Origin of the sequence: Chelatococcus sp. GCM10030263 (assembly GCF_042666455.1) — a bacterium.
In the GTDB taxonomy this organism is placed as follows: domain Bacteria; phylum Pseudomonadota; class Alphaproteobacteria; order Rhizobiales; family Beijerinckiaceae; genus Chelatococcus.
On sequence record NZ_JBHTDB010000003.1, the window covers coordinates 647492 to 674427 of the forward strand.

The window sequence follows — 26936 nt, forward strand, 5'->3', positions numbered from 1 at the left end:
AACACGCAAAGGAGGCATGGGCCGCGCATGAACCGTCCGGTTAAGCGACAAGCCTGCACGTCATAGCCGCCTGAAAGGCGCTCCACCAGCGAGCAGCGCCTCTGCCGCAGCAGCTATTGCCAGAAGACGACGATCCGCCCCGGCCGGACCGGCGAGCGTCAGCCCGACAGGCGCGTCGCCCTCTGCCGCGATCGGCAGGGAAATCGCGCAGCCGTCGATCATATTGATGAGCGTCGGGTTGCGCAGCACGAGCAGATTGGCGCGCGTGAAGGCATCGTCATCGGCGAGGTCGGCGATGCGCGGCGGCAGCATCACCACGGTCGGCATCACGAGCGCATCGATGCCGGCGAGGCGAGCGGTGGCCCGGTCGACCAGCGAGCGGCGCGCCTCCACGAGCGCGATATAATCGGCTGCACTTTGGCTCGCGCCGCGCCGGATGCGGCTCGCAACGCGCGGATCATAGGCCGCCGCCCCGGTTTCCAGCAGCGCGCGATGCCAGGCGTGGCTTTCCGCCGCGGGAAATCCGCCTTTCGCGTTGATGCCGGCGATCTCGGCGAATTCCGGAAAAGCCCGTTCCTCGACGCGGGCGCCCGCTGCCGAGAGCCTTTCGAGCGCCGCCGAGAAGGCGGCGGCAATCACTGGTTCGAGATCGTCCAGCGCAACGGTCGTCGGCACCACGAGCCTGAGCCCATCGAGCGAGACCGGAGCAGCATCGACGAGAGGCTCGCCGGCCATGACGGCATCGAGGCTCGCGCAACAGGCGACGCTGCGCGCGAGCGGCCCGACCGAATCGAGCGTCGGCGCGAGCGGAACGACGCCGTCGAGCGGTACGCGCCGGGCGGTCGGCTTATAACCGACGAGCCCGGTGAAAGCGGCCGGGATGCGGCAGGAGCCGCCGGTGTCGGTGCCGATCGCCGCATGGGCCATGCCGTCGGCGACGGAGACGGCCGCACCGGACGATGACCCGCCCGGCACGCGCGCCTCGTCGCGATGCCAAGGGCTGCGCGGCGTGTCGTGATGCGGATTGAGCCCGAGGCCGGAATAGGCGAATTCCGTCATATTGGTACGGCCGATGAGGACGAAGCCGGCGCGCCGCAGGCGTGCGATGGCTGCAGCATCCCGCTCGGCAGGCGGGTTCCCCGCCAGCACGCGCGAACCGGCGGTGGTCACCTCGCCGGCGACATCGAACAGATCCTTGACCGAAATCGGAATGCCCGCGAATGGCGACGGCGCGGCATTTGCCGCCCGCAGCAGGTCCATGGCCTCGGCCGCAGCACGGGCGCCCTCGGCATTGACCTTGAGAAAAGCGCGTGCGCCCTCCCCCGCCGGATCGGCGATGCGCGCCAGGCATTCCTCGACGAGCTGCCGGCTGGTGGTCCGGCCCGTCGCGAGGTCGTCACTGAGTTGGGCGAGGGTCGGGTGGCGTCTCATCGGTCGCATGCCCCAGGCGAATCACAAGGATGGCATCGCGCAGCATGCATCATCATGTGGCCGAGAGCTTGCCCCGTCGATGCGCAAGGCCGTGGAGGCCCAAGCCGCATAGACCGGCTGGACGGGCCTCCCACCAAGATGCTCCTTCGAGCAGACGTCCTTCAGGCAATGGCGGCGGCGGGCCTCAGAGCGCCCGGCCTGCCGCGCGTATCCTGAACCCGCTTCTTGGGAGCGGGAAGCAAACCTTCGCGCTGCGCCTTCTTGCGCGCCGCCTTGCGAGCCCGCCTGATGGCTTCGGCCTTCTCGCGCGTCTTTCTCTCAGACGGCTTCTCGTAGGCCTTTCTCGCCTTCATTTCACGGAAGATGCCTTCCCGCTGCATCTTCTTCTTCAAAACTCTCAGCGCTTGATCGACATTGTTGTCACGTACGAGGACTTGCAAAATCGTTCCTATCTCATGCCAGGCACCAGGGATGAATGCGAGGTGTGGCGGCTAGGCTCGCGCCGGATTGCATCGAGCTGGAACGCCCCTCTTAGCACAATCCACGGCGGTGGGCCTATAGGGCTAAACCGCACTGCAGCCGGCTACCCTACGCGGGTCCGCCCGTCTCGCAGAACGGCTTAAGGCTAGGCGTTCACGCCCGGGCGTGCGATGATGGCGATGGGAAAGGGCGACGAAGCCCTCCCGTCAGCGCTCCGAGCATGCGGGCGCCGCTTCTGCAGTTTCCGTGGATTGCGCGGCACTGATGGCCACCACGGACGCATCACGCCCCAAGTCACGGCGGCTCCAAGTTGCGGAGGCCTCAGTCCCGGCGACGGACGCGCCAACCAAGAAAGGCATCAGACGTGCCCAAAATCTATATGTTCGAATCGACCACGAAAACCGGTCTGTGCGCCTTCGCCGGCGATTCGACCGGAAGCCAATTGCCCGAACGGCACGGCCCCTGGCGAACCACTGGAACCGTCCTGCCCAACCACGCTTTACCCCACCGGATCAAGCGCGACATCGTCGAAAAGGCGATCGAGGGCGAGGGATTCCAGCTTTGGCGGATGAAGCAGAACTGATCGCCGTCACGTGCCGACATCGGGCGTATCGAAGCAGGGTTGATCTCCTTCGCGATGCGTCTGACGTCGCCTCGGTCGATCGAAGTGAATGCCCGCCGACGCCGATTTGCATCGGTGGGTCGGACGAGGAGACCCCCTATGGGCTCAGAGGAAAGCCGCCTGCGCGCGAAAGAGCGTTTCGATAAGCTGCAGAAGAATGCCCAGGAGGGCGCCAAGGCGATGGCGGACTATGAAGCCAACAGCCGCGCAGTCCGCGCCAAGAGCGAACGGCTCAAGGCATTGCGTCTCGCCAAGGAAGCCGACGAGAAGCGCCTAGCCGCAGAGGCGCCACCGAAGCCAAAGTCCAAGCCCAAGCCCAAGCCGAAAGCCAAACCGAAAAGCCCCCCCGTCGGTAAATAGCCGCGCCGGCAATAGCACTGCGGGCCAAGCGCGCGCCTCGCGCCCGACATCGGTCCGATTGCGTAAGAACCTGCAGCGGCCGTAGAAGTGTGGCCGCGAACCCGCGGGTCGGTTCTGCCCAATATCGGCGAGAACGCCCGGCATCTCCCCCGTCCAGTTCCCATGCGCCTGCTCCCAACCGATTGATCTCCGGCTTGCGAGGGAAGCGGAACAATGCAGCTGCACAGCGTATTGACCGCTATGGTCGAGTTGCACATGGCGCCTGCAGTAGGGCAAAGTCAGCACTCTTGGTTGGACCCCGCAGCGATGCCAGGCATGGGCCGCTCGATCCGATCGGTTTCCCGCCTGGGGTTGTCCAAGACGGACTTAGGGTTGTCCAAGACGGACTTGGCCTGCCCAAGCCGAAACAGCAAGACGAACAGGAGGAACGCGCCATGATGCTGAAAGGGATTCCCTTGCTCATTGCGGCGGCCGCCTTTCTGGCGGGGGCCTGCCTCGGCTCTGGCCGCGCTTCGGCCGTCGAGATCGCCGTGTCCTGCGGCAGCATGGGCCAGGAACTCGAACTGTGCCGCCAGGGGGCGGAAGCCTGGGCGAAACAGACCGGCAATAGCGTCAGACTCGTCCCGACCCCGGAATCGGCCACTGAGCGGCTCGCCTATTACCAGCAACTCCTTGCCGGTCAGGCGCCCGATATAGACGTCTATCTGCTCGACGTGGTGTGGCCCGGCATTCTCGCCAGTCATTTCGTCGATCTGAAGCCCTACAGCAAAGGCCAGGAGAAGGAGCATTTCCCGGCGATCGTCGACAACAATACGGTCGACGGCAAGCTGATCGCGATGCCCTTCTTCACCGACGCCGGCCTTCTCTATTACCGCCGCGATCTCCTGGAGAAATACGGCCTCGGGGTGCCCGAGACCTGGGAGGACATGACCAATGCCGCCAAGAAGATCCAAGCCGCCGAGCGGCAGGCCGGCCACGACAGGATGTGGGGCTTCGTCTTTCAGGGGCGCGCCTATGAAGGGCTGACCGCCAACGCGCTCGAATGGGTCGACAGCTTCGGCGGCGGCACCATCGTCGATGCCGAGGGCAATGTCACCGTCGACAACCCCCAGGCGGCCGCCGCGCTGAAACTGGCGCAAAGCTGGATCAAGGACATCGCGCCCGAAGGCGTGCTGAACTATTCCGAGGAGGAGGCGCGCGGCGTCTTCCAGGCGGGCGATGCGGTCTTCATGCGCAACTGGCCCTATGCCTGGGCGCTCACCAATGGCGGCGACAGCCCGGTGCGCGGCAAGGTCGGCGTCGCCGCCCTGCCGCGCGGCGGCGACAAAGGCAAGCACACGGGCGTGCTGGGTGGCTGGAACCTCGCCGTCTCCCGCTACTCGCGCCATCCCGAGATCGCCGCAAGCCTCGTGATGTATCTCACGGGCAGTGCCGAGCAGAAGCGACGCGCCATCGTCGGCGCCTTCAATCCGACCATGCCCGCCCTCTACCAGGATGCCGATGTGCTCAAGGCCAATCCCTTCCTGAAGTCGCTCTACTCCACCTTCACGGATGCGGTAGCACGTCCGTCGCGCGTCACCGGCGAGCAATACAACCGCGTTTCTTACGCCTTTTGGGACGCGGTTCATGGGGTGCTGGCCGGCCAGGCCGAGCCCGAGCAGGCCCTATCGAGCCTGGAACGCGATTTGAAGCGACTCGGCCGGCGCGGCTGGTAGGCCGCGGAGCCTCCGATGGCCTCAGCCAGCCTGGACCTCGGCAGGAGCCGCGTGCGCGCGGCCTGGGTCTTCCTCGCGCCCACGCTCGTTGCGCTCGCGCTCGTCGCCGGCTGGCCGCTCGTCCGCACCATCTGGTTCAGCTTCACCGATGCGGAGCTTGCCGATCTTTCGAATTATAGCTTCATCGGCTTCGGCAATTATCTCGAATACGACGAGGGCGAATGGTACGGCCTGCTGGCCGATCCCGACTGGTGGCACGCCGTCTGGCTGACCGTCTGGTTCACGCTGATTTCGGTAAGCCTCGAGACCGTGCTCGGCCTCATCGTGGCGCTCGCGCTCAGCCAGCCCTTCCGTTTGCGCGGCATTCTCCGCGCGGCCGTGCTCGTGCCCTGGGCGATCCCGACCGTCGTCTCGGCCAAGATGTGGGCCTGGATGCTCAACGACCAGTTCGGGGTGATCAACTATGTGCTGATCGGGCTCGGGCTCATCGACCAGCCGATCGCCTGGACGGCCAATCCCGATACGGCGCTCTGGGCGGTGATCATGGTGGACGTTTGGAAGGCGACGCCTTTCATGGCGCTCCTCCTGCTCGCCGCCCTGCAGATGCTGCCGCAGGACTGCTACGAGGCGGCGAAAGTGGACGGCGTCGGCCCGGTGAAGGCCTTTTTCTACATCACCCTGCCGTTGCTGCGGCCGGCGCTCGTCGTTGCCATCATCTTCCGCGCACTCGATGCCATGCGCGTCTTCGACCTCATCTATGTGCTCACCTCGAACGCGCGCAGCACCATGTCGATGTCGGTCTATGCCCGCCAGCAGCTCGTGGATTTCCAGGACGTCGGCTATGGCTCGGCCGCCTCCACCCTGCTCTTCCTCATCACCGCCATGCTGACGCTGACGGTCATCACCCTCGGCCGGCTGGGCCGCGATGGGGATGGGCTGCGATGACGCTGCGCAGGCTGGCCGCACGCCTCGGGTTCACGCTGCTCGTCGCAGCGATCGCCCTCTTCGCCCTCTTCCCGTTCTACTACGCCATTGTCTCGTCCTTCCGGACGGGCACGGAGCTGTTCGTGCCGCGGCTATGGCCGGAGCGGCTCGACCTGACGAACTACGTGCAGATCTTCACCCAGCAGGCCTTCGGGCTGAACCTCTTGAATTCCATTATCGTCGCGGCGGTCGTGGTCGTGGTGTCGCTCTTTCTCGGGTTGACGGCGGCCTATGCGCTGGCGCGCGTGCGCTTTCGCGGCCGGGTGCCCATCATGATGCTCATCCTCGGGGTCTCGATGTTCCCGCAGATCGCGGTGCTATCGGGACTTTTCGAGCTCGTCCGGTTCCTCGGCCTCTACGACCGGCTGCCCGGACTGATGCTGGCGAACCTCATCCTGACGCTGCCCTTCACCGTCTGGATCCTGACGACCTTCATGCGCGAATTGCCGAAGGAACTCGAGGAAGCAGCGATCGCCGACGGCGCCACACCCGGCCAGATCGCGCGGCTCGTGTTCCTGCCGCTCCTCATCCCCGCCATGGTGCCGACGGGGCTCATCGCCTTCATTCTTGCCTGGAACGAGTTTCTCTTCGCCTTCACGCTGACATTGTCGGGGGAGAGACGCACCGTTCCTGTCGCAATCGCGCTCTTGAGCGGTGCCAGCCGGCAGGAACTGCCTTGGGGGCCGATCATGGCCGCCTCGGTCGTCGTCACCGTGCCGATCGTCGTTCTCGTCTTGATCTTTCAGCGTAAGATCGTAGCAGGCCTGACCGCGGGGGCTCTGAAGGGCTGACGGGGGCTCGGTCTCGTCCTCGCGAGGTACGGTTTATCAAGCGGAGCGAGCAGCGGGCCCCACGTCAACACGGCCGGCTCTGAAAAAGATCGGCTTGATCGGCCGATCAGTCGCCGGTGCAAAACGATCGGTGCATGACGACGCTCACAAAGCTTCCTGAAGCTGTCCCGGCCGCAATGCCGGACCCCAATCCTATCCCCGCAGCAGCGGCGATACTCGCCGGCCCGCCGAGCAAGAGGATCGTCGCAGCCGCCACGATGACTCCAACCGTGGCGCCCGTCCCAGCGCCCGACAGGCCGACAAGTATGGGACAGTTATTTCCCTCCTGCGGTGAAACGCATCTCATTCAAAGACAACTCGCGCATGCACCCCTATCCTCTTGATGTAGTTATTCTACAGATCCAGAGGGCAAAGGAGTGGCGTCTATCGGCCTATAGCTTGCATACAGCGCTTAAAAGGAACGATAGCTAGGATTAACTTAGGCAAAATCGCTCAGAACAGACCTGAAATTGCGCCACTTCAACAACAAGAGCTCGATTGAGACCGACCCTGCACCGATCGAATCCATTTGACTGCTTCGTTGCTACAGTGAGGCTCGAGTCCAGCTCCGCTTGCGCCTGTCCCGGTCATTGTCCCCGGCAGGAGGCCCGGGATGACGGTGGCGAACCAAGGGGTTCAATGTGATGGGGGGCGGAGCGAGACCTGACCGACGGCTCTCGCCCGCGCCAAATGGAGCCTATGCCGCCAGCGCCCGTTCGTCCCATTCCGGACCCCAGATCTGGACGATATGGCCGGGCGAGACCTCGCGAAATTCGCGCACGGGCGGCTGGTAGTTGGGCGCGCGCACGGGACTCTTCAGCTCGTCGTTGGAGATGCTGCGCTTTTCGCCGCGCCGCGCCGGATCGGCAATGGGCACGGCGGACATGAGCCGCTTCGTATAGGGGTGCTGGGGATTGTCGAACACCGCCACCCGCGGACCGATCTCGACGATCTCACCCAGATACATGACGGCGACCCGGTGGCTCACCCGCTCCACCACCGCCATGTCGTGCGAGATGAAGAGATAGGCAAGGCCCATGCTCTCTTGGAGGTCGAGCATCAGATTGACGACCTGCGCCTTAATCGAGACGTCGAGCGCCGAGACCGCCTCGTCGGCGACGATGAGCTTCGGTCGCAGCGCCAGCGCCCGGGCAATGCAGATACGTTGGCGCTGGCCGCCCGAGAACTCATGCGGGTAGCGGCTCGCCATGTCCGGCGTCAGGCCGACACGCCGGAGAAGCTCGGCGACCTGCTCGCGCGCCGCCGCCTTCGTGGCGAGGCCATGCGTCAGAATGGGCTCGGCAATCGCCGCGCCCACCGTGGCGCGCGGATTGAGGCTCGCGAAGGGATCCTGGAAGATCATCTGCATGCGCTTGCGCATCTCCCGCAGCCGCTCGCGCTTCATTTCGAGCACGTTCTCGCCGTCGACGAAGATGGAGCCGGAGTTGGGCTCGACGAGGCGCACGATGGACCGGCCGGTGGTCGATTTGCCGCAGCCGGATTCACCGACGAGCGCCAGTGTCTCGCCCGGCTTCACGTCGAAGGAGACATTTTCGACCGCATGCACCCGGCCGGAGATGCCGCCGAACAGGCCGGAATGGATGTCGAAGCGGGTGGTGAGGTTCTTCACCTCCAGCACCGGCCGCTCCATCTCGACCACCGTGTCGGGCGTCTCGATCGGCACATCGGACTCGCCCGTTGCCGTATCGACCACGGGAAAGCGCATAGGCCGGCTGTGGCCTTCCATCGAGCCGAGCTTCGGCACCGCCGAAAGAAGCGCACGGGTATAGGGATGCTTGGGCGCGGCGAAGATCTGCTCGGTCTGCCCGGTCTCCACCGCCTGGCCCTTGAACATCACCACGGTGCGGTCGGCGATCTCGGCGACCACGCCCATGTCGTGGGTGATGAAGAGAACCGACATGCCCTCCTCATCCTGCAGCACCTTGATGAGGTCGAGGATCTGCGCCTGGATCGTCACGTCGAGCGCCGTCGTCGGCTCGTCGGCGATGAGGAGCTTCGGCTTGCAGGCGAGCGCCATGGCGATCATTACGCGCTGGCGCATGCCGCCGGAGAACCGGTGCGGATATTCATGGAAGCGGGATTTGGCGGCGGGGATGCGCACCTTCTCGAGGAGGCGAATGGTCTCGGCCTGGGCCTCGGCCTGGGACATGCCGCGATGCAGCGTGAGCGCCTCGGCGATCTGATAGCCGATTGTGAGCACAGGGTTGAGGCTCGTCATCGGCTCCTGGAAGATCATGGCGATCTCATTGCCGCGGATCTTGCGCATCTCCGGTTCCGGCAGCGTCAGAAGTTCCTTGTCGCCGAGCTTGATGCTGCCTTCGACACGGCCGCTGGTCGCGCCGATCAGGCGCATGATCGACAAGGCGGTGACGCTCTTGCCGGATCCGGATTCACCGACGATCGCCACCGTCTCCCGCGGCGCGACGTCGAAGGACACATTACGCACGACCGGCCTGAGATCGCCCTCGACCAGAAAGGACGTCGTCAGATTCGATACGGACAGAACCGGCGTAACCCCGGCATGATGCTCGGCACCGCTCACGACCGCACCTCGACGCTATTGACCAATTCCACCTCTGCCCCTCCGGCTTTTGATAGGCGATAGGGATTGATGACGGCGGCTTTTGCAGCCGCCGCCACGATCATAGCCGGGAAAGCAAAAACCGCCATGGAGAAATGCGCGCCTAAAACGCGCGCCCAAAACGCGCGCCGATGACGGCCGTCCCACTTAGGCCGAAATCAAAGGCCGCCGAGATAGTCCAGCTTGCCGATCTTCACGCCATTCGCCCGCAGGATGGCGTAGGCGGTGGTGACGTGGAACAGGAAATTGGGCAGCGCGAAGTTGAAGAGATAGCTGCGCCCGGTGAAATTCACCGGCCCGCGGCGCATCTTGAGGATGACCTCGCGGTCGGCGCTGCCGTCGATATCGGCCGGCTTGATCGACTTCAGGAAGTCGACTGTCTTGGTGATCCGCTCCTGAAGCTCGGAAAGCGTCTTTTCGGTGTCGGGAAAGCTCGGGATGTCGACGCCCGCGAGCCGCGCGCCACAACCTTTGGCCGAATCGCTTGCCCGCTGAATCTGCGAGCGGAGAGGATCCATATCGGCGATCAGCCGCGATTCGACGAAATTCGCCGGATCGAAGGAGAGCTCTTTGGCATGGGCCTCCGCCTTCTCGAGCAGGGCCGAGAGATTGCCGAGATAGCGGATGAAGACCGGGATAGAGGCCTCATACATCGTGAGCGACATGCAGCTTCTCTTTCAAGGAGGAGAATCACAAAGGCACCGGTATCGAAACCGGCGCCCGACCGTCGCTTAGATGTGATGCCGCGCTCACGCTGGCAAGGTGGTGCAGGTCAATGCCGACTGAGGCGCGTCGTCCGGCGTCTGCGTCCCCTCTCCCCGCGTGCGGGGAGAGGGACAGGGTGAGGGGCCTGAAGCTCAAGCTTACGAGACGCCCCTCACCCGGTCGCTTCGCGCCCGACCTCTCCCCGCATGCGGGGAGAGGTAAACCAGCGTCGACCGACAATCCCCTTCAGCGTGCGGCAAAAGCCTTCTCGATCACATATTGCCCGGGCTCGCCGTGATTGCCCTCGATAAAGCCGCGCTCGTCGAGCATCGCCTTGATGTCGTTCAGCATCTGCGGGCTGCCGCAGATCATCACCCGGTCCTGTTCGCCATCGAGCGGCGGCAGGCCCAGATCCGCCTCAAGCTTGCCCTTGGCGAGAAGGTCGGTGATGCGGCCCTGGTTGCGATAGGGCTCGCGCGTGACCGTCGGATAATAGAGGAGCTTGGCGCTGATCTCTTCGCCGAGAAATTCGTCCTTCGGCAATTCGTGCAGGATCCGCTCCTGGAAGGCGAGTTCCGCCACATAACGGCAGCCGTGCACCAGCACCACCCGCTCGAAGCGGGCATAGGCTTCCGGATCCTTGATGACGCCGAGGAAGGGCGCCAAGCCCGTCCCCGTGCCCAGAAGATAAAGGTTGCGGCCCGGCAGGAGATTGTCCTGGACCAGCGTGCCGGTCGGCTTGCGCCCGACGATGATCGTGTCGTCGGGCTTCAGATGCTGCAGCCGCGAGGTCAGGGGCCCGTCCTGCACCTTGATGGAGTAGAACTCCAGGGTTTCCTCGTAGTTGGCGCTCGCGATGGAATAGGCGCGCAGCAGCGGCCGTCCTTCAACCGGCAGCCCGATCATCACGAACTGGCCGTTTACGAAGCGGAAGGTGGGGTCTCGTGTCGTCGTGAAGCTGAACAGCGTCGGCGTCCAATGCTTGACGGTCAGAACCCGTTCCTCGAAGAAATTGCTCATCAGACTCTGTCGCTTGCTCGTCAGCGCCGCCCAGGACCGTCTCACGACGGGCCATGAACCCAACCACCTTCAGCCGGCCTTGCGGCGCGGCCCTTATGCCTTAATGCCAGATCCAGCGCATCCTGTCTTCATTTTCACATAAATTTTTTCGCGATTGAAATGTACCACATCACCAAAATGTAGAACAGAATCGCGCACTACGGGCTCCGTCCGTCATGTGTTCGGGCGCGGCCATTTTTCAAGACCTGCCCAGCCGATCTTCGACGCTCAGCCCTTGAGGCTTCGTTCACGCGGCTGAAAATCCTTGTCTCGCGCGCCGATCCGGTCGCAGCAGCCCACGAGCCGACAGCCCAACCGCGCCGAGCAACATCATATGCGCGGCCCCCGACCAAAGACGCGCGCAAGCCGGAGCAGCAGCAAGACAACGATGGGTGATTGTGGAGGGTCTGGCTATCGCGGACGGTCGGCGATCGTCACAAGAGCTCGGCAAACCCGTCCGGCGTGACGGCGCCACCGCGCCAGACCCATTCGGCCGCCCTGAGGCCGCCGGTCTGCAGGCGCACGATCGGCTCGGGCCCCAGCGCATCGAGGAGGATGCCCATATGCCCGGGCCGCGGCGCGCGGCGCGGATGCGCCGTAAGCCCTGCCGCCGCGAGCGCCGTCCGGTCGATATCGCCCCAGAACTGGACGATGCGCGCAGCCGGCGCCGCCATGGCGAGACGCCGCGCCGCCGCAGCATCGATCCGCGGTTCGGCGGCTGGCCTGAGAGCCACAACCACCGCGTTCCAGGCGCGGCAGGGAAGATCCGCGGCCTTCGTGAAGCGTCCGATCTCGAAACCGGCGCGCCCGAGCCCGTCTTCGAGATAGGGCCCGAAGGCGTTGTCGCAGAGGACCGCGACTGGGCCCGCCGCAGGCCGCGCCCCCGCCTCGCCCAGCATCTGCGCGCAGAGCGGCCCGAGGAAGGAGAAAACGTCGATCGCGGGGTGGCGCTCGTTCACGCCGGCGACGCGGACGCCGCAGTGCCGGCAGGCCGCGAGGTCGATGTCGCTCGGCCGGAATTCCCACGCCTCGAACATGAGCGCAATGACCGCGCGCGCAGGCAGCTGCGCGATGAGCTCGGCGCCGAGCGGGCGCAAATGGCCGCTGTTGGTCACGACGTCCACATGGGCCAGGAGCCCGTCCGGCACATGGTCGGCAAGCTGGATGCGCTCGGCGACGCCCGCTGCGTGAGCAAGCGCCTCGACGGCGGCATGGGCGGTCGCGACCGACCCATGGCGGCTCGGCCGCGCCACGGCATGGACCTGGGCGGCACCGGCCAGCGCCGCGATCACCGGCGTCACGCTATAGGCCCCGGTCGCCGCCTCGGTCAGCACCGTCAGCCCTGAGAGGTCGAGGCCCGTCGCGGCAATCCGCTGCCGCATGCTGGCGACGAGCCCGGCGGGCGGGAAGCCCGAACGATCCTCGATGGCGCGCAAGACCGGCCCCCTGTTCCGCATCGAGGCTGACGGCTCCAGTCTCACTGCAGCGACTCCTGCAGGGCCCGCACGACCTGGCTCTGCATCTCGGTCGTCATTTGCGGGAAGAGCGGCAGCAGGATGCATTCGTTCCGGGCACGCTCCGAGGCGGGAAGCGACAGCCCCCGGGCGAGATCCGCATAGGCCTCTTCGAGATGGATGCACATGATGCCGCGCCGGGTAGCGATCTCACGGTCGAGCATGCGCTGCATCACCGCGAGTTGGTCGGTGCCCGGCGGCAGGCGCACGCAATAGCTCTGCCAGTTGGAGCGCGCCCAATGCGGCTCGACCGGCGGATGGAGATTGGGAATGTCGGCGAGCATGCTGCGGTAATCGTCGGCGAGCACGCGCCGGCGCTCGACGATTTCGGGCAGGCGCTTCAACTGCTGCCGGCCGATCGCCGCCTGCACATCGGTGAGACGGTAGTTAAAGCCGGTGACGGGATAGCTTTCGATGATCACCTGGGCGCTGAGGTGGCGCAGCGTATCCGGCACGCTCATGCCGTGCTGCCGCCACAGGCGAAAGAGCCTGTCATATTCGGGATTGCGGGTCGTCAGCACGCCGCCGTCACCGACGGTCAGCAGCTTGCGCGGATGCAGCGAGAAACAGGCGATGTCGCCATGCGGCCGGCCGATCTTTTGCCAGGAGCCGTCGAGGCGGATCTCCGAGCCGATGGCACAGGCCGCGTCCTCGATGAGCGGCAGCCGATGCGCCTCGGCAATGGGAAGGATCCGCGCGAGATCACAGGGCATGCCGATCTGATGCACGCAAAGGATCGCGCGGGTGCGCGGCGTGATGGCGGCGGCGATCACCGCCGGATCCATGTTGAAGGTATCGGGCAGGATATCGACGAAGACCGGCGTCGCGCCGCATTGGCGGATGACATTCGCGGTGGCTATGAAGGTGTGGCTCACCGTCACAACCTCGTCGCCCTCGCCGATGCCCAGCGCCAGCAGCGCGAGATGCAGCGCCACCGTGCAGTTGGAGACGGCGCAGGCATAGGGCGCGCCCACGAGCTCGCCGAACTCCGTCTCGAAAGCGGCCACTTGCGGACCCTGCGTCAGCCATCCCGAGCGGATGACCTCGGCCGCCGCCTCCGCCTCTGGCGCGCCGATCACCGGCACGACGAGGGGGATCACTGTGCGGCCTCCAGGGGCATGCGCTGTGTTTCGCTACGCCACCAGCCGACGAGCTCACGCATGCCGTCGTCGAGCGGCAGTTCGGCCTCGAAGCCGATCGCGTCGCGCGCGCCGGTGACATCGGCGAGCCGCCGCGGCACCGGATTGACGCTGCGCTCGGCCTCGTGGATCGGGGTGAGCTCCGGCGCGCCCATGACGCGGGCAAGAATGCCTGCGAGCCCGCGCAGCGACGTTTCCGTCCCGCTGCCGACATTGAGCGCGACATCCGAGGCATTGGATGTCGCCGCCAGAATATTGGCGCGCGCGATGTCGCGCACATGGATCATGTCCATGGTCTGGCTGCCGTCGCCGAAGATGATCGGCGGCTTGCCTGCCGAGATGCGCTCCATCCAGCGGATCAAAACTTCCGTGTATCGCCCGTGGATATCCATGCGCGGGCCGTAGACGTTGAAATAGCGCAGCGCCACATAGTCGAGGCCGTACATGTCGTTGAAAGAACGCAGCATTCCTTCGGCGAAGGCCTTCGCCGCCCCGTAGAGCGTGCGATTGGCATAGGGGTGCTGGCGCTCGGTGGTCGGGAATTCGTCCGCCATGCCATAGACCGAGGCGGAGGAGGCCATCACCACCTTTCCGACGCGGGCCTTCACGCATTCCTCCAGGAGGTCGAAGGTCGCATCGACCATGACCTCCATGGCGGCGCGCGGCTCGGCCGCGCAGTGGGTGATGCGCAAGGCCGCCTGGTGGAAGACGATGTCGGCCCCCGGCACGAGGCGCGCCATCAGCTGGCGGTCGCGGATGTCGCCGTTGATCAGTCGCACCCGCGGGCTGCCGAGTACGGCCGCCAGATTCTCGGGACGCCCGCGGACCATGTCGTCGATAATGACGATCTCGCCCGCGTCGGCCGCGACCAGAAGGTCCACGATATGCGAGCCGATGAAGCCGGCGCCGCCGGTCACGAGCACACGCCGGCCCGCGAGGCTGCGTTCTGCGTTCCCGTCAGGCCCTTCAGGCGAATTGCCGGGCATCTGAAACCTCTTCGATCTGGAAGGAAAGGCGCTCGCAAGCGCGTTTGACGGCACCGCAGACATGGGCGATCTGATCCGCCGTCATTTCGGCATAGATCGGCAGCGAGAGCGTCTCGCGGGTGAAGGCCTCTGCGACGGGGAAGCTGCCCGGGCCATCACCGAGATCGGCATAGGCCGGCTGCAGATGCACCGGCCGCGGATAATGGATGCCGGTGGCGACGCCCTCGTCGCGCAGCGCCTCGGCCATGGCGTCGCGATCACGCACACGCAACGCGTAGACATGGCGGACATGGTCGAGACCGGCGGGTGCCGGCCGGACCACGTCGCAGTCGGCGAGCAGCGCATCGTAATGCGCCGCGATATGGCGCCGCGCCTCCGTCCAGGCCGGCAGATGCCTGAGCTTCACGCCGAGTACTGCCGCCTGCACGGCATCGAGCCGATAATTGTAGCCCTTGCGCACATGGTTGTATTTGCCCGCCTGGCCCCAGTCGCGCAGGCAGCGCAGGGTCGCGGCGATCTCCGGATCGTTGGTGACGATCGCCCCGCCTTCGCCGCAGGCGCCGAGATTCTTACCGGGATAGAAGCTGAAGCAGCCGATGTCGCCGAAATTGCCGGCGCGCCGTCCATCCCGCTCCGCACCATGGGCCTGCGCGGCATCCTCGATGACGAGGAGCCCGTGGCGCCGGGCAATCGCCAGGATGGCGTCCATGTCGGCCAGGCGACCGTGCAGATGCACCGGCATGATGGCGCGTGTTCGCGGTGTGATCGCTGCCTCGATGCGCGCCGGATCGAGCGCCAGGCTCTGCGGATCGATATCGATGAGAACGGGCTTCGCCCCCGCGTAGAGAATGGCGGCTGCGGTCGCGACGAAGGTCATCGCCGTCGTGATCACCTCGTCGCCGGGTCCGATGCCGGATGCCTCCAGCGCCAGATGCAGCGCCGACGTGCCGCTGTTGACGGCCACCGCCTCGCGCACGCCGCAGAAGGCGGCGAAATCGGCCTCGAAGGCTTCGACGCGCTCGCCGAGCACGTAGTTGCCGCTGCGCATCACGGCGAGCACCGCGTCTTCGAGTTCGGCTGCGATCGGCCGATACTGCGCTTTGAGATCGACGAGCGGGATCATGAAGCCCTCCGCAGCGGCGCGAGTTCGATGGGATGCCCGCGCTGGCGGAGCGATTGGGTGGCGCATTCGAGATATTCGATCACGGCAAGGCCCGAGTGTCCGTTGGTCAGGGGAAGAGCGTTGTTCGCGATGCAGTCGACGAAATGCTCGACTTCGGTGACGAGGGCCTCCTTCACGGAAATCTGCGGCGCCCACATGTCTCCGATGCGATAGGAGACGCGCATCTCGTAGACTTGCTCGGGACTTGCCGTGACATTGACGCCACGGTCGTAGATCTTCACTTTTTCGCTCGGCTCGAGGTCGTCATAGACGATCATGCGCTGGCTGCCGCCGATCAGGGTTCGGCGCACCTTCACCGGCGCAAGCCAGTTGACGTTGAGATGGGCGATGGTGCCGCGCGAGAAGTAGAGCACGATATGCGCCATGTTCTCGCGGCTGCCGTTGAAGTGGTCGGCGCCGCTCGCGGAAATCGCCACCGGCTTGTCGTCGAGCACGAAATCCAGGATCGCGAGGTCGTGCACCGCAAGATCCCACATGACGTTCACGTCACGTTGGAAGAGCCCGAGATTGATGCGGGTCGAATCGTAATAGAAGATGTCGCCGACGATGCCGAGCGAGATGAGGTCACGGATCTTCTGGACCGCTCCCGTATAGACGAAGGTGTGGTCGACCATCAGCACGCGGTTTCTGCGTGCGGCTTCCTCGATGAGGATCGAGGCCTCTTCGGAGGTTTCCGTCATCGGCTTCTCGACAAGCACATGCTTGCCCGCGCGCAGCGCAGCGCGCGCCAGTTCGAAATGCGTGCGCACCGGCGTGGCGATCATCACCGCGTCGACTGACGGATCGGCGATCACGTCGCGCCAATCGCGCGACAGATGCGCGCTCGGATGCATCTTCGCCGCCCTCGCGAGCGCATCCTCCGCGCCATCGGCGATGGCTGCCACATGACAGCCGTCGACGCCCGCGACGGAGCGGGCAAGATTGGGCCCCCAATAGCCATAACCGATAATGCCGACACCGATGGTCGAGCCGTTCATGGCGAAATTCTCCCGGCCGCAGTGGCCTGTTTTCGTGCGAGCCAGGCGCGTGTGGCCCGACTTTCCTTTTCACGGACATCGCCAACCACGCGTGCGGGAACTCCGACGACCAGCGCGTGGTCGGGCACGTCGCGTGAGACGAGCGCGCCGGCGGCGACGAGCGCTCCCTCGCCGATGACCGTGCCGGCGATGATGGTCGCGTTCGACCCGATGGATGCGCGCCGCTTGACGAGCGTCGTCACGAGTTCCCAGTCCTCATCCGTCTGGAGGGCGCCCGTTTCCGTCGTGGCGCGCGGATAGATGCCGTTGGTGAACATGACGCCGTGGCCGATCATGACCTCGTCCTCGATCGTCACGCCTTCGCAGATGAAGGAATGGGACGAGATCTTGCAGCGCGCGCCGATGAAGCTGTTTTTCTGGATTTCGACGAAGGCACCGATGCGCGTGTCCGCGCCGATTTTGCATCCGTAGAGATTGACGAGGTCCGGCTGGACGATCGTCGCACCTCGCGCCAGATCCACATTGACAATGGCCATGGAGAAATCCCCCGGCGCCGGCATTGTTGGCCGCGCTCGATGTCACACACGCTAGGCCGAAGCTGCCGCCGTTGGAGCACCCGAATGCGGCGGATACGGCTTCGGAGAAAAGCCGTAGAGGGGCGGGGGTGTAGGCAGGATCTCTCCCCCGTCGGAGGTAGACCGGGCGACGATGCGGCGCCCGGCTACAACCTTTGCTTGCCTTGTCGCGGGGTGGGCGCGCCACCGACAATAGTCATCCTGAACATCGAAGCCGCTGTTTCGAAGCGCGCTCGTTCGCATCTCGAGGGCGCCATGAAGATCATTCTGGCCAACCGCTATTTCTATCCGGACGAATCGGCGACCAGCCGCATGACGACCAGCCTGGCGCGCGCACTCGCCGGCGACGGCCACACCGTCCATGTGCTCACGGGCCGCAAGCTGCACAACGACCCGGCGAGTTCCTTGCCGACGGAGGAAGAAGTCGACGGCGTCAAGGTGCACCGGCTGTGGACGACGCGCTTCGGCCGCGACCGACTTGCCGGGCGGCTGTTCGACTACGCCAGCTTCCATGCGAGCGCCTTTTTCGCATTTCTACGCCACGCCCGGCGCGGCGACGTCGTCGTCATCTGCACCGACCCGCCGATGCTGTCGGTGACGGCCATGGTGCCGACGCGACTGACCGGCGCCCATATGGTGAACTGGGTTCTCGACCTCTTCCCCGAGGTGGCGATGGATCTCGGCGTGCTCGGCCGAGAGAGCCTCCCGGCCCGCTTCGCTCTCTGGCTGCGGGATCTCTCGCTGAAAACGGCCGCTGCCAATGTCGCCCCCATGGACCGGATGGCGGCCTATCTCGAGCAGCGCGGCGTGCCGGCCGAAAGCCTCGCCGTGATCCATCACTGGTCGGACGGTGCAGCCATCAGGCCCATCGACGCTCGCGACTGCGCCTTGCGCCAGGAATGGGGTTTGGCCAATAAATTTGTCGTCGGCTACTCCGGCAATCTCGGGCGCGCCCACGAGTTCGAGACGATCCTCGACGCAGCCGCCAGCCTCGCTCACCGCGACGACATCGCCTTTTTGTTCGTCGGTGGCGGCTATCGGCGTCCATGGGTCGAGGAGGAGGTGAAGCGCCGCGGCCTCTCGAATGTGATCTTCAAGCCGCTTCAGCCGCGCGAGCGGCTCGCCGAATGCCTCAGCGTTCCCGACGTTCATCTGGTGACGCTCTTGCCGGAGATGGAGCCCTATATCGTCCCGAGCAAGTTCTACGGCATTGCCGCCGCCGGCCGGCCGACGCTCTTCATCGGCGATGCGGACGGCGAGATCGCACGCGTGCTCGACGAAGCCCATTGCGGTGCCGCCTTCGCCATCGGCGACGCGGAGGCGCTGGCGAGCGTCATCCGCAATCTCGCCATGTCGGTCCCACTGCGCCGCGATTGGGGCGTCAACGCCCGCCGCGTCTTCGACGAGCGCTTCACCGAGGCCGGCGGCGTCTCCGAGTGGCGCCGCCTCATCAAGGGACTCGCGCCGGCCGGCGATCGCGGCGATGCCCCGGTCGTCAGCCGCAGCCTGTCGGCTTGACGGCGATGCTGCGACACGCCCTTCTGGCCGATGCAGATCGCAAGGCGCCCGCACCGCGCCCGAGCGTCGGCAAGATCGCCGTCGTGCAGCTCGGTGCGCGCATGCATTACGCGGTTCCCCGCATTCTCGCCGCTCACGGCGAGCTCGCGCAGCTCTACACGGATATTTGCGCCAACAAGGGCTGGCCGCGTCTCGTCAAGACAATGCCGTCCCGGCTCATGCCCGCGGCCATAAGGCGCCTCGCCGGCCGCGTGCCGACCGGCGTGCCGGAAGATCTCGTCACGAGCTTTCCGGGTTTCGGCCTCGCGCTGGCGCTGCGCCGTCTCAGCGTGCGCACGGCCTCGGCCGAAACGGCCGCGGCGCTCTGGGGCGGCGAGCGCCTGTCGCGCCTCGTCGCCGGACGCGGCTTCGGCGACGCCACAGGCGTCTATGCCTTCAGCGGCGAATGCCTCGACGTTTTGGAGGCGGCCCGTTCGGCAGGGCTCTGGACCGCGGTCGAGCAGATCATCGCGCCACGGACGATTGTCGATCGTCTCGTCGCCGAAGAAGAGGAGCGATTTCCCGGCTGGCAGGCACCGACGACTCAAAACCGTTTCGCAGAAGCCTTCGCCGCGAAAGAGAAAGCCGAGTGGACGAAGGCGGATGTCGTCATCTGCGGCTCTCACTTCGTGCGCGACGGCGTCATCGCCATGGGCGGCGATCCGCGGCGCGCCATCGTCGTGCCCTATGGCATCGACCGGCGCTTTTCCATGCTGCCGCGCCGGCCGCACAAGGGCCGTCTGCGCGTGCTGACGGTCGGCGGCATCGGCCTGCGCAAGGGCTCGCCCTATGTGCTCGAAGCCGCCAAACGCCTCGCCGGGCAGGCGGATTTCCGCATGGTCGGGCCCTGCCCGCTCTTGCCTGGCGCCAAGGCGGCGCTCGCCTCCGCGCTCGAGCTCATCGAGGGTGTGCCGCGCGCGCAAATTCGCGAGCATTACGCCTGGGCGGACGTCTTCCTCCTGCCGTCGATCTGTGAAGGCTCGGCGACCGCGACCTATGAGGCCTTGGCGGCAGGCCTGCCGGTCATCACCACGCCGAACGCCGGCAGCGTGGTGCGCGACGGCATCGACGGCCATATCGTCGCGATCCGCGATGTCGAGGCCATTGTCGCTCACCTCGATGGGCTCGCGCGCGACCGCACGCGCCTGTTCGAAATGGCCCGCAACGCCAGCGCCCGCGCCGCCGACTACGATCTCGACCATTACGGCGAGCGACTCCGCTGTGCGTTAGGCCGCGCCCGCGATCTGCGGGGTGCCGAGATTGCCGCGGCGGAGGGATCCGCATGAATCAAACCGCACGCAAAAGCGATGAGCAGGCGGCACCGGGGCCCGCCGAGGACCGGCTCGCCATCGGCATGCTCGTCGGCTCGGTGTCACGCACCGCCGGCGGCGTTGGCGAATGCCTGCGCGCCTTGAGCCGGGCGCTGCATGCGCCGCCGGCCTGCCACGTCGAGGTCTTTTCCTTGGCCGATCGGGAGACGAGCCAGGATCTCCCGGCCTGGGCTCCCGTTCCCGTCAATCTGTCCACCATTGCCGGGCCGGCCGCCTTCGGCTTCGCGCCGGAACTCGCGCGCAGCGTCGAGCGCGCTTCCCTCGACCTCCTGCATGTGCACGGCCTGTGGATGTATCCCTCGGTCGTCGCGCGACGCTGGGCGGCACGGCAGCGGGCGCCCTATATCGTCAGCCCGCATGGAATGCTCGACCCCTGGGCGCTGGCCAACAGCGGCTGGAAGAAGACGATCGCGGCGCGCCTTTACGAGCAGGGCCATCTGCGCAACGCCGCCTGCATCCATGCGCTTTGCGAAGCCGAGCTCGAAGCGATCCGCGCCTTCGGCCTCAAAAATCCCGTTTGCGTCATCCGCAATGGCATCGACCCGGTGGTCGCGCCTGCAGCCGAGCCGGCCGTCTGGCGCCATGCCCTGCCGCGCCAGGCGAAGATCCTGCTCTTTCTCGGCCGGGTCACGCCGAAGAAGGGACTCGTCAATCTCATTCGCGCCTGGGATGCCGTGCGCCGGACGGGGCGGCCGGACATGTCGTCCTGGCATCTGGTGATCGCCGGCTGGTCGGCCGACGGCCATGCCGCGGAGCTCGAAAGCTTGACGGCGAGCCTCGACCTCCGGGCCAGCGTCCATTTCGTCGGGCCGCAGCACGGGCCCGCCAAGGACGCGACACTCGCCGCAGCCGATGCCTTCGTTCTGCCCTCGGTCAGCGAGGGACTGCCGATGGCGGTGCTCGAGGCCTGGGCGCGGGCCCTGCCGGTGCTGATGACCCCGCAATGCAACCTGCCGGAAGGCTTCGCTCAAGGAGCTGCCCTATCGGCCCTTCCCGACGTCGACAGCCTCGCCGCCGGCCTCGCCACGCTCTGCGGCCTGTCGAAGGAACGGCTGCGCGCCATGGGCCGGGCGGGGCTCACATTGACGCGCGAGCATTTCACCTGGCCGGCCGTCGCGGCCGACTTCGGCGCGGTCTACCGCTGGCTCACGTGGGGTGGCCCGCGGCCAGCCTCAATCGATCTGTGGTGACGGGCCCCGCGTCGGCGCTCTTGTCCCGCCACTGCCGTGCGAAGATGAGCGCCGGCAGCAGGAAGAACGCCATATGCACCCAGAGCGTGATGACCCATTGGGTGTGATGCGAGATGGTGTGCATCGCCGGCACGGCCGATAGCATATAGAGGATCTGCGCGCCGGCACGCCCCTCCATGGCCGCCGCATAGATGCTGCGCATGGCCATCGCGATCAGCAGGAATTTCACCGCGCCGAAATACCAGAAGGAGCCGAAGGCATCCGCCATGCCGGTCTCGGTGCTGCCGACCGAGGGGTCGTATTCCCGGTCATATTCGCCGGGGAAGCGCGTCATCAATGATTCCTTGAGCTCCGGTCCGAAGATCTGCGCCGGCACATAGTTGAAGACAAGAATATTCCAGTGAAAGATGCCGTAATCGAGTTCTTTCGTGCGGTCAATGGCGGCAACACGCAGGATGGCGTTACGCATTTCCGGGCCACCGTTCCTGAGGATATTCTCGAAATTCTCGACCACGTCGATATTGGTGATCGCCGACCAGACGGGGCGGCCGGCATCCCGGGTGATGTTGCGGTAATCCTCGGTGGATCCCATGGCGAGCGTGCCGGCTATAAGCCCGGTCAGCACGGCAACGCGCGGCAACGCCCGGCCGCTGTAGAACCAGAAGGCCAGCGCGAACAGCATGACGAGCTCGAGCGTCTCACCCCGCTTGCCGGTCACGAGAATGCGGTCGAGATAGAACAGGCAATCGAAGGCGACGAGGCAGAAGGCCGGCCACGAGAAGCGATGCGCCAGACACAGCAGGGCAATGGCGAGGCCATAGGTGAGGAGCCGTGCGAAGAACAGGTAGATCACCGGCAGGCCGCTGATGATCGTGCCGATGGTGACCTCTCCTGAGAGCCGGCTCAGCCTGAAATAGAAGAAAGCCCCGACGAGCGAAAAGACGGTCGCCACGATGAGAAGCTTCTTCTCGTCGAAGGTCCAGCCGATGAGCCGCATGGGCTTGACGCGCAGCGACCAGCCGATCTGACAGGCGGCGAGACAAAAGACGGTGAAGGCGATCGTCTTCGCATAGGCGCCGGCCGGCAGAAAGCGGTCGATCGCAAGACCCGGAAGCTGCGGCAGGATGAAGGCGAAGGTCATCACTGCGGCGAGAAAGGGAAACTCGTAGACTTTGCCCGGCCGGGTCATGGCCGAAAACAGCATCCAGACGGTGAGCCCGACGAGCAGGAAGGTCCAGGCCCAGTTGGCGACGAATTCGCTCATACCACGCGCTCCTCGGCCGCGACCGAGGCGACGAGCCCGTAGCGCAGCGCATACCAGCCGATCTTCAGATATTCGAGCAGCACCCGCGGACTGTCCGGATCGGCGGTGATGCGCCAGAACGGAAATTCCGGTCCGACCGGCGCCGAGAGAAAGCGGATCTGCGGCGAGGCCTGCCGGAAGCAGGCGATCGCCCGTCGCGAATGAAACCAGCTGGTGACGAGAACGGCGCTCTGCGCGCCCAGCTGCGTCAGGATGGGAGCGGCGAAGGCAGCGTTTTCCCAGGTGTTGCGCGAGGCGCATTCGATCGTGATCGCGGCGGGAGGCACACCCGACTCGATCATGGTGGCGCGGATCCATGTGCAATCGCCGTCACCGGTGACGACGACCCGAGGAGCGACACCCGCGCGGTAAAGCGCCGCCGCCCGCCAGGCGCGCCGCGGGCCATCGCCGCCGAGCACGACGATGACATCGGCGTGTCCCGGTGGCGATCTCACCAGGAGGAGTGGCTCAGCCGCCAAAAATCCCGAAAGGCCAAGGGTAAGCGTCGCCACCGCCACAATGGCGATGAGCAGGGCGAGGCGACGCAGGAACTGGAGCAGGCGCCGTGTCACACCGGCAGCCCCTGCTTGCGCCGGCGGATCTCGGCGATCTTCACGACGATCATATATTCATAGGCGGCCAGCAGCCGACAGTACACATAGCCGGCCCAGCCGTCGAGGAAGCCCCCGCAAACCACATACATGTAGAAGAAACGCAGGCTCGGCCTGAACGGCAGCCGGAAGGAGAGCTCCTTCAAGGCGCGCCGGCGCCGCGGCGGGTCCAGGCTGAAAATGTCACTCCATCGGATAGCGCCGATTGCCCGGCTTTTTATGGTTTCGCGAGCCTCGTGCCAGGAATAGCGATTGTGTTTTTCGTACCAGGCATTCAGGCCCTTGTTGAAGCTGTAGTGGACGAAATGGTTCTCCAGGCGACCGATCGGCCCGTCGACGACGCAGACCGAGTTGATCTCCCGCTCGAATGAAGCCTTCTCCGGCCGCACCAACCGCACGACCCAGGTGGGATAGAGGCTGCTGTGCTTGATCCATTGGCCCATGAACATGACCTTGAAGCGCACGCGAAAGGCCGCCTCCGGCCGCCCCGGCTGGGCAACCGCCAGCATTTCGTCGCGCAGCTCCGACGGTGTGATCTCATCCGCATCGGGAATGTAGACCCAAGGATGTTTGAAGGGGATCTCCTTCAGGCCGTAAGTATGTTGCGTATGTTCATTGTCGTAGTTGCGCTGGTAGACGCGCGCGCCGGCCGCCTTCGCAATCTCCACGGTGCGGTCCGTGCTGAAGGAATCGAGCACGACGATGTCATCGCTCCAGCTGACAGAGGCGAGGCAAGCTGGAAGAATATTCTCCTCGTTCAATGTGAGAATAAGAACCGAGATGCTCATGCTGCGCCCTCCCTGCCGGCGGGCCCATCTTTGACGGCGCGACTGCGCATACGCATGGCCCTTGCCGGATTGCCCGCTACCACCGTCCACGGTGGCACCGATCTGAAGACCGAGGCGCGCGCGCCGACGACCGCGCCTTCGCCGATCGTGACGCCGGGGCCGACGAAAGCGTCGGCCGCGACCCAGGCATGGTCGCCGATGGTGATCGGCGCATGGATCAGCGGCATGTCCGGTGCGTCGATGTCGTGACTTGCCGCGCACAGGAAGGAATACTGGCTGACGGTGGCACAGGCACCGATACGGATGCGATCGACCGCATAGCAGTCGACGCGATGGCTCAGGCAGGCGAAGGCTCCCATCTCCAGATTCCAGGGGCCCCAGATCCGCGCCGACGCGTGCACCACCGCGCCGCGGCCGATGCGCGCGCCGAATAGGCGCAGCAGCATCCGTCGCCAGCCGTGGCAGGGCTTCGGGCTCGGACGGAAGAGCACGAGCCAGACGGTTCCCCAGAGCGCCCGCGCGGCGCGATTGGCGAGGCTATGTGGCGAGGGCCGGTAAGGCCGCGCCGCCACATCGGCAATGGCCGGGAAATGCTCGCCGCTGCGCGACAGATCCATCATGAGGCGGCGCGCTCCCTGACGGTTCTCAAAAGGTTCTTGATGGGCAGCGGAACGAAGCTGCGCAGTCCCGGGCCGAGCCCTGCCGCAAGCCGCCAATCGCCGAGCGGCAGAGGCTCGGCGATCCGCGGCCGGCCGAGCGCGAGCCGGCGGATGACTTCACGATAGCGCGCCGCCATCGTCTCCACCCGATAGCGTTCATGTACCGTCTGCCGGCCGGCTGCCGACATGGCGTGCAGCATGGCGCGGTCCGCGTCGAGCCGCAGGATGGCGCGCGCCGCCGCGCGCCAGTCGCCGACCGGGAAGAGAAGCCCGTCCACGCCATCGGTGACAATGGCGTCGGTGACGCCGCCGATCTGCGAGACGACGGGCACGCAGCCCTGCGCCATCGCCTCGACCAGCGTGATCATGAAGCCCTCGAATCGCGAGGGCGCGATCAGCAGGTCATGGGCGTTCATGAGGGCACCGACATCCGCTGGCGCTACGGCGCCGACGAAGCGGACGCGCTCGCCGAATGGCGCGCAGAGCTCGCGCAGCCGGGGAAGGTCCGGGCCCGTACCGGCTATCGTCAGCGTCATCTCCGGTGGCAGCGCGCGCAGGATCGCCGGCAGCCAGAACACGCCCTTGGCACCGTCGTCGATCCGCCCGAGCGAGAGGAGCCGGAGTGGCGTGCTCGTCGCAAGCGGCCGGGCTTTCGGCAAATGCGCTGCCACGTCCGTCGCGTTGGGAATGGCGAAGGTCCATTGCGGATCGAAGCCGAAGGACTTGACGAGATCGTCACGGATGCGCGGCGATACGCCGATCGTCGCATGCACATGGTCCCGCACAGCGCGCGCCGCGGCATAGGTCGCGGGCGTGATGTTGTGCACGATCATGATGCGGGTGAGATGCGGGGCGAGATAGCGCACCGCATTGGTTTGCACCAGGTCGGCATAGACATTCACGAAAAGGCCGTCGAAGTCGCCCCCTTCGAGGGCCTCGACCAGGGCCTCGGCCTGCGCCGCCGCATCATCGCCCGGCCGGCCGGTGACGAGGCCGTGGGCGCGCTCGCTCGCCCAGGCAGGGTCGGCGGCGGCAGCATGGGCGGCGGCTCCGGTGCCGAGCCAGTTGAGATCGATGCCCGCCCCGGCGAGCCCCTCGCGCAGATGCCGGTAGACGGTGAACGTGCCGCCGAGATGGGGGAAGACGAAATAGGCGAAGATCATGAGATGCGCTTCCGCACAGGCCGCGCCTGCGGCAGCGCGGGCAAGGTCGGCTCTGCGGCCGTCGCACCGTCGCGGCGCTCCACCCGCCAATCGTGGCGCACGAACCAAGTGTGCAGGCCGACGAGCGCGATGAGGCCGAGCACCATCACGCCATCCGGCACGCCGAGGAGCGCGCCGCCGACGCCGATTCCGCCGAGTGCGAAGGAGGAAAGCACCAGCACCGCCGCCGTACTGCGCTCCGACAGCCCCGCCTTCAGGACGAGGTGATGCAGGTGCCGGCGATCGCTGACCATCGGGCTCTGACCGGCAAGGAGGCGCCGGGCGATGAGGCTCAAGGTGTCGATGGCCGGCAGGGCGCAGAGAAAGAGCCAGGCCGGCAAGGGCGCGAGACGCTCGGGCCCGGTGGCCGCGGCGATGATGAAGACGGCGATGCCGGCCCCCAGCATGGTGCTGCCGGCGTCGCCCATGAAGACCCGGGCGCGAGCCTGCCAGGGATGGCGGAGATTGAAAACGAGGAAGCCGAGCGTCGAGAAGAGCAGGACGAGCAGCAGAACCTCCTCGCCGCGGCCTGCCAGGGCGGCGCCGATTGCGAGCCAGAAGAAGGCAGACGCTGCGACCCCGCCGGCCAGCCCGTCGAGCCCGTCGAGCATGTTGAAGGCATTGATCAACCCGACGACGAAAATGAGGGTGAACGGCAGGGCGAAGATGCCGAGTTCCCAGGATCCGCTGCCGAGGATATTGCCGAGATCCTCGACGAGATGGCCGCCGGGCAGCAGGATCAGAAGCGCCGCGCCCACCTGAACGGTGAGCCGGACGGGCGCCCGCAGGTCGACGAGATCATCGACCACGCCAAGGCCGACGAGAACGGCAAGTCCGACGAGGAGCGTCCAGGGCGCCTCGGTGCCGCTGATCAGCAGAACGGTCAGCACGAAGGCGCAAAAGATCGCCAGCCCGCCGATCACCGGGACGCCGCCGTCGTGAAGCTTGCGCGCGTTCGGCCGGTCGACGAGCCCGACCGACCAGGCGGCCTTCTCGAGGACGAGGATGAGAACGACCGCAAGCAGGAAGGCGTTCATGAAATGCGTCGCGTGAAGCGGCATGATTCTCTCCGCAGCCGGCCGCCATACCGGCGATCGGCTCCTTCAATCTCCACCAAGCCTTGTCGCGCCGCG

At 66.0% G+C, this 26936-nt stretch carries 26 protein-coding genes; 8 read left to right on the top strand and 18 right to left on the bottom strand.

Annotation, left to right across the window (positions count from 1 at the left end; genetic code table 11):
- Positions 1–60 precede the first annotated feature (60 nt).
- Positions 61–1431, bottom strand: coding sequence for an amidase (locus ACFQU1_RS07610; protein WP_378130946.1), 1371 nt, complete (start codon positions 1429–1431; stop codon positions 61–63).
- 161 nt (positions 1432–1592) lie between these two features.
- On the bottom strand, positions 1593–1871 hold the full coding sequence (gene rpsU / locus ACFQU1_RS07615; protein WP_378130948.1) for a 30S ribosomal protein S21: 279 nt from the start codon (positions 1869–1871) through the stop codon (positions 1593–1595).
- Between the two features lie 404 nt (positions 1872–2275).
- On the opposite strand from rpsU, the gene ACFQU1_RS07620 reads away from it, so the two are divergent.
- From ACFQU1_RS07620 to ACFQU1_RS07640, 5 genes are all read left to right on the top strand, one after another.
- Entirely contained in the window at positions 2276–2494 is a 219-nt protein-coding gene (locus ACFQU1_RS07620; protein ID WP_378130950.1) for a hypothetical protein, read from the top strand.
- A 138-nt stretch (positions 2495–2632) separates the two neighbouring features.
- Positions 2633–2893: a hypothetical protein gene (locus ACFQU1_RS07625; RefSeq protein ID WP_378130952.1), complete on the top strand. Its 261-nt coding sequence runs from the start codon at positions 2633–2635 to the stop codon at positions 2891–2893.
- A gap of 434 nt (positions 2894–3327) precedes the next feature.
- Positions 3328–4608: an ABC transporter substrate-binding protein gene (locus ACFQU1_RS07630; RefSeq protein WP_378130954.1), complete on the top strand. Its 1281-nt coding sequence runs from the start codon at positions 3328–3330 to the stop codon at positions 4606–4608.
- A gap of 15 nt (positions 4609–4623) precedes the next feature.
- The gene (locus ACFQU1_RS07635; protein WP_378130956.1) at positions 4624–5553 is read left to right on the top strand and encodes a carbohydrate ABC transporter permease; all 930 of its coding nucleotides are present in this window, start codon (positions 4624–4626) and stop codon (positions 5551–5553) included.
- A 2-nt stretch (positions 5554–5555) separates the two neighbouring features.
- Complete coding sequence (locus ACFQU1_RS07640; RefSeq protein WP_378131616.1) at positions 5556–6383, top strand: carbohydrate ABC transporter permease; 828 nt, start codon at positions 5556–5558, stop codon at positions 6381–6383.
- 736 nt (positions 6384–7119) lie between these two features.
- Here the strand turns inward: ACFQU1_RS07640 and ACFQU1_RS07645 are convergent.
- The 10 genes from ACFQU1_RS07645 to ACFQU1_RS07690 form a co-directional block, all read right to left on the bottom strand.
- On the bottom strand, positions 7120–8985 hold the full coding sequence (locus tag ACFQU1_RS07645; protein WP_378130958.1) for a dipeptide ABC transporter ATP-binding protein: 1866 nt from the start codon (positions 8983–8985) through the stop codon (positions 7120–7122).
- Positions 8982–9113: a hypothetical protein gene (locus ACFQU1_RS07650; RefSeq protein ID WP_378130961.1), complete on the bottom strand. Its 132-nt coding sequence runs from the start codon at positions 9111–9113 to the stop codon at positions 8982–8984. The genes ACFQU1_RS07645 and ACFQU1_RS07650 overlap by 4 nt, the downstream gene beginning before the upstream one ends.
- 69 nt (positions 9114–9182) lie before the next feature.
- A complete protein-coding gene (locus ACFQU1_RS07655; RefSeq protein ID WP_378130962.1) occupies positions 9183–9689 on the bottom strand; it encodes a DUF1993 family protein in 507 nt (168 codons plus the stop codon).
- Positions 9690–9975: 286 nt separating this feature from the next.
- Positions 9976–10749: a ferredoxin--NADP reductase gene (locus ACFQU1_RS07660; RefSeq protein WP_378130964.1), complete on the bottom strand. Its 774-nt coding sequence runs from the start codon at positions 10747–10749 to the stop codon at positions 9976–9978.
- Between the two features lie 473 nt (positions 10750–11222).
- Positions 11223–12245, bottom strand: a complete 1023-nt coding sequence (locus ACFQU1_RS07665; RefSeq protein ID WP_378130966.1) for a hypothetical protein — start codon at positions 12243–12245, stop codon at positions 11223–11225.
- Between the two features lie 20 nt (positions 12246–12265).
- The gene (locus tag ACFQU1_RS07670; protein WP_378130968.1) at positions 12266–13402 is read right to left on the bottom strand and encodes a DegT/DnrJ/EryC1/StrS family aminotransferase; all 1137 of its coding nucleotides are present in this window, start codon (positions 13400–13402) and stop codon (positions 12266–12268) included.
- Entirely contained in the window at positions 13399–14427 is a 1029-nt protein-coding gene (locus ACFQU1_RS07675; protein ID WP_378130970.1) for an SDR family NAD(P)-dependent oxidoreductase, read from the bottom strand. Before ACFQU1_RS07675 ends, ACFQU1_RS07670 begins: the two co-directional genes overlap by 4 nt.
- Positions 14408–15550: a DegT/DnrJ/EryC1/StrS family aminotransferase gene (locus ACFQU1_RS07680; protein WP_378130972.1), complete on the bottom strand. Its 1143-nt coding sequence runs from the start codon at positions 15548–15550 to the stop codon at positions 14408–14410. Before ACFQU1_RS07680 ends, ACFQU1_RS07675 begins: the two co-directional genes overlap by 20 nt.
- On the bottom strand, positions 15547–16587 hold the full coding sequence (locus tag ACFQU1_RS07685) for a Gfo/Idh/MocA family protein (protein WP_378130974.1): 1041 nt from the start codon (positions 16585–16587) through the stop codon (positions 15547–15549). Before ACFQU1_RS07685 ends, ACFQU1_RS07680 begins: the two co-directional genes overlap by 4 nt.
- Entirely contained in the window at positions 16584–17123 is a 540-nt protein-coding gene (locus ACFQU1_RS07690; RefSeq protein ID WP_378130976.1) for an acyltransferase, read from the bottom strand. Before ACFQU1_RS07690 ends, ACFQU1_RS07685 begins: the two co-directional genes overlap by 4 nt.
- A 294-nt stretch (positions 17124–17417) precedes the next feature.
- Here ACFQU1_RS07690 and ACFQU1_RS07695 point away from each other — a divergent pair, with 294 nt between their 5' ends.
- From ACFQU1_RS07695 to ACFQU1_RS07705, 3 genes are all read left to right on the top strand, one after another.
- Entirely contained in the window at positions 17418–18680 is a 1263-nt protein-coding gene (locus tag ACFQU1_RS07695; RefSeq protein WP_378130978.1) for a glycosyltransferase family 4 protein, read from the top strand.
- A gap of 101 nt (positions 18681–18781) precedes the next feature.
- Complete coding sequence (locus tag ACFQU1_RS07700) at positions 18782–20005, top strand: glycosyltransferase family 4 protein (RefSeq protein ID WP_378131618.1); 1224 nt, start codon at positions 18782–18784, stop codon at positions 20003–20005.
- The gene (locus tag ACFQU1_RS07705; RefSeq protein WP_378130980.1) at positions 20002–21240 is read left to right on the top strand and encodes a glycosyltransferase; all 1239 of its coding nucleotides are present in this window, start codon (positions 20002–20004) and stop codon (positions 21238–21240) included. Before ACFQU1_RS07700 ends, ACFQU1_RS07705 begins: the two co-directional genes overlap by 4 nt.
- Here the strand turns inward: ACFQU1_RS07705 and ACFQU1_RS07710 are convergent.
- Genes ACFQU1_RS07710 through ACFQU1_RS07735 form a run of 6 tightly spaced genes read right to left on the bottom strand, consistent with a single transcriptional unit; the run spans position 21197 to position 26864 of the window.
- Positions 21197–22504 (bottom strand): hypothetical protein, encoded by a 1308-nt coding sequence (locus tag ACFQU1_RS07710; RefSeq protein ID WP_378130982.1) that lies wholly within the window; start codon positions 22502–22504, stop codon positions 21197–21199. The genes ACFQU1_RS07705 and ACFQU1_RS07710 overlap by 44 nt on opposite strands.
- A complete protein-coding gene (locus ACFQU1_RS07715; RefSeq protein WP_378130984.1) occupies positions 22501–23115 on the bottom strand; it encodes a YdcF family protein in 615 nt (204 codons plus the stop codon). Before ACFQU1_RS07715 ends, ACFQU1_RS07710 begins: the two co-directional genes overlap by 4 nt.
- Complete coding sequence (locus ACFQU1_RS07720) at positions 23112–23942, bottom strand: glycosyltransferase family 2 protein (protein WP_378130986.1); 831 nt, start codon at positions 23940–23942, stop codon at positions 23112–23114. Before ACFQU1_RS07720 ends, ACFQU1_RS07715 begins: the two co-directional genes overlap by 4 nt.
- On the bottom strand, positions 23939–24562 hold the full coding sequence (locus ACFQU1_RS07725) for a putative colanic acid biosynthesis acetyltransferase (RefSeq protein ID WP_378130988.1): 624 nt from the start codon (positions 24560–24562) through the stop codon (positions 23939–23941). The genes ACFQU1_RS07720 and ACFQU1_RS07725 overlap by 4 nt, the downstream gene beginning before the upstream one ends.
- Positions 24559–25764 (bottom strand): glycosyltransferase family 4 protein, encoded by a 1206-nt coding sequence (locus ACFQU1_RS07730; protein WP_378130990.1) that lies wholly within the window; start codon positions 25762–25764, stop codon positions 24559–24561. Before ACFQU1_RS07730 ends, ACFQU1_RS07725 begins: the two co-directional genes overlap by 4 nt.
- Positions 25761–26864 carry an MraY family glycosyltransferase gene (locus ACFQU1_RS07735; RefSeq protein ID WP_378130992.1) on the bottom strand — a complete coding sequence of 368 codons (1104 nt, stop codon included), beginning with the start codon at positions 26862–26864 and terminating at the stop codon, positions 25761–25763. Before ACFQU1_RS07735 ends, ACFQU1_RS07730 begins: the two co-directional genes overlap by 4 nt.
- Between the last annotated feature and the right edge of the window lie 72 nt (positions 26865–26936).